Source organism: Providencia sp. PROV076, from assembly GCF_028483405.1.
Taxonomy (GTDB): Bacteria; Pseudomonadota; Gammaproteobacteria; order Enterobacterales; family Enterobacteriaceae; genus Providencia; species Providencia huaxiensis.
In genome coordinates, this window is the sequence record NZ_JAMPRR010000010.1 from 46,574 (window position 1) to 57,608 (window position 11,035).

Below are 11,035 nucleotides of genomic sequence, written 5' to 3' on the forward strand. Positions count from 1 at the left end.
AAAAATGAATACGGCCAATTAAAGCCTGCAAACAAAACAAATAGTCTGGCAAGCAAAACAACTAATTCACGATAACAAAGCGAAATAAATTAAAGTGATGGATTCGCAATGGAGGTTTCGCATGTACCGCGCACTTTGGGAACAACTTTGTCCCTATCGCTTCACATTATTATTTGCACTTATTTTACAAGCTATTGCAGGCCTCTGTTCACTCATTCCATTAATAGCAATTAGCCAAGTTGCTGCCGCACCCGTTCATCAATATTATGAGTGGGTCGTTATTGCGTCTATTGGTGGTGTAAGTTGGCTAATTTGCCAAACTCTTGCTTTGTATTTAACACATCAAACGGATAACCACCTCTGCTACCACGTTAGACTACAACTTATTGATAAAATAGAAAAACTCCCACTAAATCACTTTGCCCAACACGGTAGAGACGGTTTTTTGCAAATTGCGGAGCGTGATGTGCGTGGGTTGCATCAATTAACCGCTCACGCCCCCGCAGATATCACAAAACTAATTATCGTCCCCACAGCAGCCACTCTTATTCTATTATGGCAAAATGTACTGCTCACCCTTTTTTGCTTAATGCCATTAATTGCCTCTATTTTTTTATTTAGACAAATGCGTTCTGTACGCTATCAGGCACTCTACACCTCACGTAACCAGGCAATGGGCTTCCTATATGAACAATACGCGGAACTCGCAGATAACCCGCTACAAGCTAGGCAATACCCCAACCAATCAATTCAAAAAAAAGCATCACAAGCTTTATCTCAATTTGAAATCGCCTTTCATCGATGGATAAGCAAAATAGGCGCCTTGAGCTCACTGACCCAAGTCGGTATCAGCAGCACATTGCTTTCATTATGGGTAATTGTAGGGGTTTCATTACTACCTGATCCCGTACCTCTTGCTCAAGTGATTTTATTCATTTTATTAATTAGCAGTATCGCTGCACCTGTTGCAGCAATGGGGCATGGCGCAGACGCCTTAAACCTTGCTGTCAATGCATCAGAGCGTATTCACCAACTTCTCGCTGAACCAGATATGCATTACGGAGAAAAAGACGTTAGCACGTCCCAAGGTGAGCTCAAACTTGTTCAAGTTGACGTTAAAATAGGTAATAACCCAATATTATCGAATATTAACATCACCGTTGCTCCCAACGAATTTATGGCTATAGTCGGGGCATCAGGTGCGGGAAAAAGTACTTTATTACAGCTTATGGCTCGCTTTTTAGACCCAACAGTAGGAAATGTGCTCTTTAACTCGGTTCCATTACCACAGCTATCATTAACCAGTTTGAACCGTACGGTTTCCATCGTCATGCAAAACACCCCGCCCTTACCTTGTTCTGTTCGTGAAAATCTACAGTTGTTTGCCCCAAATGCCACTGAAGATGAAATGTACCGTTATCTTGATGCTCTCAACTTATTACCACTTGTGAAACAACAACCTAAAGGACTGGATGCCATAATAGGGCAAGATATGCAGCTATCCGGTGGGGAAGCTCAACGCCTTGCCATTGCACGTGCGCTGCTATCACCAGCGCCTTTATTACTGCTTGATGAGCCAACATCCGCGCTTGACCCACAAAATGCACAACGGGTTCTGAATTTATTGCATACCGAGCCACGAACCTGTGTATTAATTACCCATGACTTAAGCGGCTTGGGCCTAGTAGATCGCGTATTGCTGTTAGACAGTGGGAAATTAATCGCACAAGGCTCGCATCAACAACTTTCAATGCAGTCAGAACCCTATCAGCAACTTTTACGCGCTCTGGAGGATGACTGTGCTTAAGCGTTTACTGTACACAGTACGTAATGCCATATTTTGGATGGCGCTAAGCGCTGTTTTAGAAGGCGTTAGCGGGTTATTTTTATTTGTTGTTATTTTAGATTGGCACCTTCATACCACAGTACCATTAACGCTTTTCGCTCTTTCTAGTTTATCTGCATTAGCCGTAACATTTATCGCCACTCAAAAAGGCTATTTTGCTGGGGGATTAGTGATGCGTTATCTTGCCACGGCACTTATTCGCCATCTGCCGCTTTCATTACAACCCATATCAAACAGTAATCAGCTAATTTCAGGGCCTGTTTCACAAGTTATGTCTGTGCCCGCACATTTATTACACCCAATTATCAGTGGGTTAGTAACACCCTGCACTATCGTGATTGGTGCTTTAATTTATCAAAGTAGTTTTGGTGCCATTTTACTATTTATAATCAGTATCTTATTAATATCCTTACGTTTTTCCGCCACTAAAGTTGCTTTTTTTGAGCAAGCCGTTCATGAGTCAGAACAACAAGCAGTGAGTGCACTCAATCAATATGCCCTCCACCAGCCATTAATTCGTCGCTCAAGCGCTCACCATGAGCAACTGCACCCTAAACTTGCCTTAGCGTCCCAATATCAAACTCAAAGACAACTACAACGAAGAAGTTTGCCATTTCACTTATTATTTTCATTGATGGTGCAAACTGCGTTTATTACGCTCTTTGGATTCGGTATTTATTTAGTTGATCATGCAAAGATGCCACTAAACATGTGGCTAGCAGGGTTAGTTTTATTAGCTCGCTTAATTGAACCTATGTGGCTGCTTTCTCATTTAGACCAATCAATTAGGCAGATGAAAAAAGCAGTTCAACAAATCGAGAAAGCCTTGCAGACTCCAGTGTTGGTGTTTCCTTATCGTACATCAGCGCCCACCATCAATAGCGTTAGCTGTGAACAATTATCATTTTACAGTGATAATAAAAAATGCATTCTGCAAAATATAAACCTTACTTTTAAGGAACATACGCTTACCGTCATTGTAGGCCCATCAGGAGCAGGGAAAAGTACATTATTAGGCTTGCTTGCTCGCTTACAAGACCCAACACAGGGCTGTGTGAATTATGGTAGTCAAAATATTAAAACCCTATCACAAGCAGTGTTGTGCGCTAGCCGGGGGATCTTATTACAAGACAGCCGTTTATTTTACGGTAGCGTACGCCAAAACTTGATACTTGATGATGATAATATTGATGACCGGGCTATCAGCACATTACTGACACAACTTAATTTTACAGCCAATCATGAGTTCTTAGAGAAAGAGGTTGGTGCCGGTGGTATGCAACTTTCTGGCGGCCAAAGGCAACGACTGTGTATTGCGAGGCTAATGCTACAGCACCCTGACATCATTTTAATGGATGAACCAACGGCAAGCCTTGATAACGTCAATACCGCCTCAGTGATTGACCTTATAACTCAAGCCAAACAACAAACACGGGTCATCGTCACCCACCAGCCCAATCTTGCACGCCAAGCAGACTCTATTGTGTATATGGAGAACGGGAACGTGATCGCTCAGGGGACACATCCCGAATTAATAGCGAATATCCCGTGGTACCAACAGTTTATACAACAAACGCCTAAGACATAGGCATTCTTAGTATCGCACGTTATATTGCTAGCAAGCGCTTATGGCTAAATACTCCCTTTGCTATAAGCGCACAATGGCTTTTCACTGGTAATTAACGCTTACCAAACAGACGGTGCTTAAACTCTTCAATTCGGTGGTTATCTAAACGGTTTTGCATGGTTAAGCTCCAACTTGCAGATAACCCTGCTGCGCTTAAAAGGCGCTGATATAACTCTTCATCATAAGGGGCGTGAAATGCAATCATAATGGCTTCTTGTACCGAGATATCACTATTGCGGCTCAATAATGTTAATGGCGCATTTTCACTAACATTGCCCGTTTTAATGACACGGTACAGCCAACCACAGCGCCCATTGTCTTGCATCATCTGTGCAAAATTTTCAATTCCTGTTAACCCATTGAGCTTATAACAAGGGGAACGAGGTTGCGTGACCTGAATGCGCGCATCACCCCAAGCAAAAATATCCCCAATAAATACGTTTTCTTCTGTCATACCCAGCGTTGATATATTTTCTCCAAATGCGGAGGCAATAAATAAATCCGCTAAATCTGGATAAGCACTAGCCCAAAAGTCATAATGGTCACGTGGATAATGGCAAAGAGCTCTATCAGGCCCGCCATGAAAGCGTTTTTCAGCTTGTTCATCCCCCTCAAGCCCTAATTGCCCTAACATCAAGAACCCATCGGCAGCCTGCTTATGAATAGCACTGTGCCCACAGGACTGTGTTGCTTGGACTTTACCGATAAAGACTTGGGGTAGGAATAACATGGGCGGCGCTCTCCACATAAATTGGTAACGGAACCTTCATCATAAAGAATGCCAATAGAGATAACAATCGGGTGGGGTATAAATAAAAAAGCGCAGCATTAACGCTACGCTTATGGTAAATAAATTATCTTATAAAATTATTTAGCTTTTGCTGCAAAACGTGCCGCAGCTTCATCCCAGTTCACAACTGACCAGAATGCTTTAATATAATCAGGGCGGCGGTTTTGGAATTTCAGATAATAAGCGTGTTCCCATACATCTAAACCGATGATTGGGTAACCAGATGCACCTGAAATAGCCTCACCCATTAATGGATTGTCTTGGTTCGCTGTTGAAACAACAGCTAATTTACCGTCATCTTTCAGAACCAGCCACGCCCAGCCGGAACCGAAACGGGTTGCAGCGGCTTTTTCAAACAGTTCTTTAAATGCATCAACGCTACCGAAATCACGTTCAATCGCAGCTTTCAGTTCGCCTTTTAATTCAGTATTTAATTTCAAACCTTTCCAGAACATGCTGTGATTTGAATGTCCACCCGCGTTATTACGGACAAACGTACGTTGATCAGCAGGGATTTGGTCTAATTTTTGGATCAGAACATCGATATCTAAACCCGCTAATTCAGGCAGTTTTTCTAACGCTGTATTGGTGTTAGTCACATAGGTTTGATGATGCTTAGTATGGTGGATTTCCATGGTTTGCTTGTCAAAGTGTGGTTCCAATGCATCATAAGCATAAGGTAAAGCAGGTAATGTATAACTCATATTATTGTCTCCAGTGACGTAAATACCGCTATGTTTCTCATTTTTACCACAAGGCTCATAGGGTAAACACTTGCGTAACTTCGCACCTTGTGAATTACTATCTATTATAGTTATTTTACTGTTAATGAAAATCATTATCAAACCCACAGTAAACATATGGATATTTATATTCGCTATGAGAGCTCGTTTATTCAGTAACTAATACCAATAACCCCACCTTTTATTTTTCTTTAAATCTACCTTTTGTTATATTTTTAGTCTTATATTTCAATTTGATATTTAGCATCAAATGATAATCCTGCAAATCTCATTACAATTAATACGTGATCTTCCGCGCAAAAGAAAAACAAATTTAAAATTCGTGCTTTAGTTAACCATTTTTTGACATAGTATTAACATCTGCAAGGAGATAATAATATGACTCAAATAACTAAACATCCCGTTCCTGCTGAAATTGCAAAAAATGCCCTGATAAACGAACAACAGTATAACGATGAGTACCAACGCTCGATTCAAGACCCTGAAGGATTTTGGGGCGAAAAAGGAAAAATCGTTGATTGGATTAAACCTTACACTCGTGTCAAGAACACCTCTTTCGACCCCGGCCATATTGATATCCGCTGGTTTGAAGACGGTACATTAAATTTAAGTGCTAACTGTTTAGATCGCCATCTGGCTGAAAAAGGTGACCAAACAGCGATTATTTGGGAAGGCGATGACCCTTTATCGTCAAAAAATGTTACTTACCGCGAACTGCACCATGATGTATGTCAGTTTGCTAATGTCCTGAAACAACAAGGTATTCGTAAAGGCGATGTTGTCGCCATTTACATGCCTATGGTTGTTGAAGCTGCTGTCGCGATGCTAGCCTGTGCCCGTATTGGCGCGATACATACGGTCATTTTTGCTGGTTTCTCCCCTGAAGCTGTCTCTGGTCGCGTTATTGACTGTAAAGCGAAGCTCATCATCACCGCAGATGAAGGCTTACGTGCTGGCCGTGCAATTCCATTAAAGAAAAATGTGGATGACGCACTCGCTAATCCGCAAGTCACTACGGTTTCTCATGTGATTGTTTACCAACGCACAGGTAACGCACCGAGCTGGGTAGAAGGCCGTGATCTCTGGTGGCACGACGTCATCAAAGGGGTCAGTGCAGACTGCCCTCCTGAAGAAATCAACGCAGAAGACCCGCTCTTTATCCTGTACACCTCGGGTTCTACAGGTAAGCCAAAAGGCGTTCTGCATACCACTGGCGGTTATTTAGTCTATGCCACACTGACATTCAAGTACACCTTCGACTACCATCCGGGTGAAGTCTATTGGTGTACTGCTGATGTCGGCTGGGTAACAGGCCATAGTTATTTGTTATATGGGCCATTATCCAATGGCGCTAAAACATTAATGTTCGAAGGGGTACCTAATTACCCATCAGTTAACCGAATGAGCCAAGTGGTTGATAAACACCAAGTCAATATCCTTTATACCGCCCCAACTGCTATCCGTGCATTAATGGCTGAAGGCGATAAAGCCATTGAAGGTACTGACCGCAGCTCATTACGAATTCTCGGCTCCGTGGGGGAACCCATTAACCCTGAAGCTTGGGAATGGTTCTATAAAAAAATTGGTAATAGCCGTTGTCCAGTGGTTGATACCTGGTGGCAAACGGAAACGGGTGGTTTCATGATCACACCGCTCCCGGGAGCAACTATGTTAAAACCGGGGTCTGCAACATTGCCATTCTTCGGTGTTCGCCCTGCGTTAGTTGATAACCTTGGTGAACCTATAGAAGGCGCCACAGAAGGTAACTTAGTGATTGTTGATTCATGGCCGGGTCAAGCCCGAACCTTATTTGGCGATCACGAACGCTTCGAGCAAACCTATTTCTCAACCTTTAAAGGCATGTACTTTAGCGGTGATGGTGCTCGTCGTGATGAAGATGGTTACTATTGGATTACCGGTCGTGTTGACGATGTACTGAATATTTCGGGCCACCGTCTAGGTACGGCAGAAATAGAATCCGCCCTCGTAGCACATCCGAAAGTGGCTGAAGCGGCTGTGGTCGGTATTCCTCATAATATTAAAGGCCAAGCAATCTACGCTTATGTCACATTAATATCTGGGGTTGAGCCATCACCAGAGCTATACACCGAAGTTCGTAATTGGGTTCGTAAAGAAATTGGCCCAATTGCTACACCAGATGTTCTTCACTGGACGGATTCACTACCCAAAACCCGTTCCGGTAAAATCATGCGTCGTATCCTACGTAAAATTGCATCAGGGGACACCAGTAATTTTGGAGATACCTCCACTCTGGCCGATCCAGGTGTTGTCGAAAAACTACTCGAAGAAAAACAGTCTATGAGTATGTCATAACGCTAAAAGGCCAACTCATTGAGGCGGCCTTACATACATCCCAACAAGATGGTTTACTCTAAATAATTCGAGGTGCAGTCAACAATGCTGCAGCTTGAAGTATGACGAGTATAACAGAGGAGAACTCTGATGAATGCTACTGCTTACGAAAAGGTAGAGGATAACCCTCGCTTTAAAGAACTGGTTAGGAAACGTAGTCGCTTTTCATGGTTGTTATCAATAATAACGCTCGTGCTGTATGTTGGATTTATTTTTCTTATCGCTTTTGACCCAAGCTGGCTAGGAACACCGATATCCGAAGGTTCATACATCACAAGAGGGATCCCTGTTGGTGTCGGCCTAATTGTCATTTCATTTGTACTCACTGGGCTTTACGTTATCCGAGCCAACGGTGAATACGACCGTTTAACCGCAGAAATTTTAAAAGAGGTAGAAAAATGAAAATATTGCTCTCACTCATTCTCTTTTTTACCTCATCAATGGCGTTTTCTGATGCATTGACAGGGGATGTTGAACGCCAGCCTGTGAATATTCAGGCAATTGTGATGTTCTTACTGTTTGTCGGCTTCACTTTGTATATTACCTACTGGGCGTCAAAAAGAACGCGTTCTCGCTCTGATTACTACACTGCGGGTGGGAAAATTACCGGTTTCCAAAACGGGATGGCTATCGCTGGCGACTTTATGTCTGCTGCCTCCTTCTTAGGGATCTCTGCTCTGGTTTATACTTCTGGCTATGATGGCCTGATTTATTCAATTGGCTTCTTAATTGGCTGGCCGATCATTCTATTCTTAATTGCCGAGCGCTTACGTAATTTAGGTCGTTATACCTTCGCTGATGTCGCTTCTTATCGATTAAAACAAAGACCCATTCGTATTCTATCTGCGGTTGGCTCTCTAGTTGTTGTTGCACTGTACCTTATCGCTCAAATGGTTGGCGCGGGTAAATTGATTGAATTGTTATTTGGTCTCAATTACCACGTCGCGGTTGTTATCGTGGGTATCTTGATGGTGCTATATGTCCTATTTGGTGGAATGTTAGCCACAACTTGGGTGCAAATTATTAAAGCCATCTTGTTATTAGCAGGTGCAACATTCATGGCCGTTATGGTTATGAAGCATGTTGGCTTTAATTTTAACACTCTGTTTAAAGAAGCGGTTGAAGTTCATAAAAATGGTATTGCCATTATGAGCCCGGGAGGACTGGTTTCCGACCCAATATCCGCCTTATCCCTTGGTCTTGCTTTGATGTTTGGTACTGCAGGTCTCCCTCACATAATTATGCGATTCTTCACAGTCAGTGATGCAAAAGAAGCACGTAAAAGTGTGTTCTATGCCACTGGCTTTATTGGTTATTTTTACATATTAACCTTTATTATTGGTTTTGGTGCCATCGTTCTAGTCAGTTCCAATCCTGCATTTAAAGATGCAACTGGAGCACTTATCGGTGGAACAAATATGGCAGCTGTTCACCTTGCAGATGCCGTCGGTGGTAACTTCTTCTTAGGCTTTATTTCTGCGGTTGCCTTTGCCACCATCCTTGCTGTTGTTGCCGGTTTAACACTAGCGGGTGCCTCTGCGGTTTCCCATGACTTGTATGCGATGGCAATGAAAAATGGTAAAGCAGATGAAAAAGATGAATTACGTGTCTCTAAAATTACCGTTGTTATCTTAGGTTTTGTTGCGATTGGTTTAGGTATTTTGTTTGAAAAACAAAATATTGCCTTCATGGTTGGTTTAGCCTTCTCAATTGCAGCCAGCTGTAATTTCCCGATCATTTTACTGTCGATGTACTGGCGTAAGCTGACAACTCGCGGTGCATTGGCTGGTGGATGGTTCGGTTTAATTACCGCAGTTGTCCTGATGATTTTAGGACCAACAATCTGGGTTAGCATTCTTCATCATGAAAAACCTATATATCCATATGAATATCCAGCACTTTTCTCCATGGCTGTTGCATTTATTGCTTCATGGTTATTCTCGGTGACGGATAATTCAGAACAAGGAAAAATGGAAAGAGAGCGCTTTAAAGAGCAATTTGTTCGTTCACAAATTGGACTAGGTATTGAACAGGGTAAATCACACTAAACCTAACTTTATTGCCACACCAAACGGCTCAGTGTATCGAGCCGTTTTTTATTAATAGTTTATTTAAGCCTACACTAGTTTCACCATTAACTTTCTTAATTTTATCTAATAAATCAACAGGCTAAATGAACTCACATAAATGAAATGATAGTATAATTTGCCCCTATTACTCATAAGTTTTGTGTAAAAAAAATCCTTCTTTCTATGTAGAGAAAAGAAGGATATTAATAATATTAAAAAACTTATTTTTGTTTTCGTTATTCGATACTATCTTGCATAGTGTTGTCTTTCTACATCAGCCCAATTTTCTACTAGTGAATAAAACTCTGCTGAACTTGTTTTTCTTTCTTCTTGTAATTTTTTAAATTCTTGCTTGTTTTTCGGCGTGTAACGAGAAAGTAGCTGGTCTAATACAATATTTTTATCTGCGAATTGGGAACCCAGTTTTAATTTTTTATACAGCACTGCGGTAATAAACCCACTGATAGCGAGCATTCCAATGACAGTGGCAAAGCTATAGTCAATGCCAAGGGTATTTCTCAGCGCATTTAACAGTAAAAAAGGAACAAAAAACATCACTAATAAAGAAAGAATCGTTGCGCCATCTTGGCCATTATTAAACTCATTTTCTTTCTGTTTGTTTACAGAAATAATTTGGTCGAAAATTCGATGATTAGCGCTTTTTGATTTATTCATATGACCCACCTTTGCTATACAAATATTGTTTACACGAAATACCATCCATTAAAAGGTATAACTTGCTTAGCCGGCCTATCTTTCATATCGGGATGTAAGTTTCTTTCCTTTGAAAATTTCACTTATAAGCAAACTTCATCGGTAACATGATAGCTGGATATACCATTAACTACTTAACACAGTATAAATGTAAGAAATTGAAACATCAATTTAACAATTTTTATATAAAAAAATAAACAATCGAGCACTTATTTATTAAAAATAAACTAACAAAATAGTAAACTTACATATGAGTAAAATTGATTAATTTACTTTTATCTATTGATATTAATGAGTTTATTGTTCAAGAAATGACTTCTTTGGGTCACTTAATTAACACCATAAAAACCATTAAGATTATAAACATTACAGTTCAGGTTAAGGCCAATTCTGTCAGATAGTTTCATTAAGTCATTATTTTTTTTAATAGATCATAAATTACCTATCATCCAGAGAGTCAAATCACACAGCAATTGTACTCGGAGAGATAAACTCACCTAACCCACCCCCTATTTCCCTTACTGTAAAGCTGAGTTTGATTTTATTGACTTACCTGCACTTAATTAAGAAATAAGTGAGCTGTTACTTACTACTTTGGCTCAAACAGTTACATTCTCTGGAGTAATAGATAATTATCAACTCACCATATCCATTTGATTTTATTGACTTACATGCACCTAGTTAAAAAATACGTAAGCTGTTACTTACTACTTTGGCTCAAGCAGTTACATTCTCTGGAGTAATAGATAATTATCAACAAACTATATCCATTTAATTTTATTGACTTACCTGCACTTAATTAAAAAATACGTGAGCTGTTACTCACTACTTTAGTTCCAACAATTCTATTCACCACGATCAACGGTAAAGATA

The 11,035-nt window shown here is 40.8% G+C and carries 8 protein-coding genes; 5 read left to right on the forward strand and 3 right to left on the reverse strand.

Annotated elements, in window-relative coordinates:
* Positions 1-121: 121 nt before the first annotated feature.
* The gene (locus tag PSF67_RS07675; RefSeq protein ID WP_272676719.1) at positions 122-1,807 is read left to right on the forward strand and encodes an ABC transporter ATP-binding protein; all 1,686 of its coding nucleotides are present in this window, start codon (positions 122-124) and stop codon (positions 1,805-1,807) included.
* Positions 1,800-3,434 carry an ATP-binding cassette domain-containing protein gene (locus PSF67_RS07680; protein ID WP_272676720.1) on the forward strand — a complete coding sequence of 545 codons (1,635 nt, stop codon included), beginning with the start codon at positions 1,800-1,802 and terminating at the stop codon, positions 3,432-3,434. Before PSF67_RS07675 ends, PSF67_RS07680 begins: the two co-directional genes overlap by 8 nt.
* Before the next feature lie 91 nt (positions 3,435-3,525).
* Here the strand turns inward: PSF67_RS07680 and yiiM are convergent, their stop codons facing one another.
* Positions 3,526-4,203, reverse strand: a complete 678-nt coding sequence (gene yiiM, locus PSF67_RS07685) for a 6-hydroxyaminopurine reductase (protein ID WP_272676721.1) — start codon at positions 4,201-4,203, stop codon at positions 3,526-3,528.
* A gap of 137 nt (positions 4,204-4,340) precedes the next feature.
* A complete protein-coding gene (gene sodA / locus PSF67_RS07690; protein ID WP_102140159.1) occupies positions 4,341-4,967 on the reverse strand; it encodes a superoxide dismutase [Mn] in 627 nt (208 codons plus the stop codon).
* A 417-nt stretch (positions 4,968-5,384) separates the two neighbouring features.
* Between sodA and acs the strand changes: the two genes are divergently transcribed.
* From acs to actP, 3 genes are all read left to right on the forward strand, one after another.
* Positions 5,385-7,340, forward strand: coding sequence for an acetate--CoA ligase (acs, locus tag PSF67_RS07695; protein ID WP_166268358.1), 1,956 nt, complete (start codon positions 5,385-5,387; stop codon positions 7,338-7,340).
* A gap of 129 nt (positions 7,341-7,469) precedes the next feature.
* Positions 7,470-7,781 (forward strand): DUF485 domain-containing protein, encoded by a 312-nt coding sequence (locus PSF67_RS07700; RefSeq protein WP_004906633.1) that lies wholly within the window; start codon positions 7,470-7,472, stop codon positions 7,779-7,781.
* Positions 7,778-9,427, forward strand: coding sequence for a cation/acetate symporter ActP (actP, locus tag PSF67_RS07705; protein ID WP_102140124.1), 1,650 nt, complete (start codon positions 7,778-7,780; stop codon positions 9,425-9,427). The genes PSF67_RS07700 and actP overlap by 4 nt, the downstream gene beginning before the upstream one ends.
* Positions 9,428-9,694: 267 nt before the next feature.
* Here actP and PSF67_RS07710 read toward each other — a convergent pair whose 3' ends face one another.
* Positions 9,695-10,123: a hypothetical protein gene (locus PSF67_RS07710; protein ID WP_168222872.1), complete on the reverse strand. Its 429-nt coding sequence runs from the start codon at positions 10,121-10,123 to the stop codon at positions 9,695-9,697.
* Between the last annotated feature and the right edge of the window lie 912 nt (positions 10,124-11,035).

Bases quoted from the DNA above. Each gene is read 5' to 3' on its own strand.
- PSF67_RS07675 (WP_272676719.1), top strand. From the start codon at position 122: ATGTACCGCGCACTTTGGGAACAACTTTGTCCCTATCGCTTCACATTA.
- yiiM (WP_272676721.1), bottom strand. From the start codon at position 4,203: ATGTTATTCCTACCCCAAGTCTTTATCGGTAAAGTCCAAGCAACACAG.
- sodA (WP_102140159.1), bottom strand. From the start codon at position 4,967: ATGAGTTATACATTACCTGCTTTACCTTATGCTTATGATGCATTGGAA.
- acs (WP_166268358.1), top strand. From the start codon at position 5,385: ATGACTCAAATAACTAAACATCCCGTTCCTGCTGAAATTGCAAAAAAT.
- PSF67_RS07700 (WP_004906633.1), top strand. From the start codon at position 7,470: ATGAATGCTACTGCTTACGAAAAGGTAGAGGATAACCCTCGCTTTAAA.
- actP (WP_102140124.1), top strand. From the start codon at position 7,778: ATGAAAATATTGCTCTCACTCATTCTCTTTTTTACCTCATCAATGGCG.
- PSF67_RS07710 (WP_168222872.1), bottom strand. From the start codon at position 10,123: ATGAATAAATCAAAAAGCGCTAATCATCGAATTTTCGACCAAATTATT.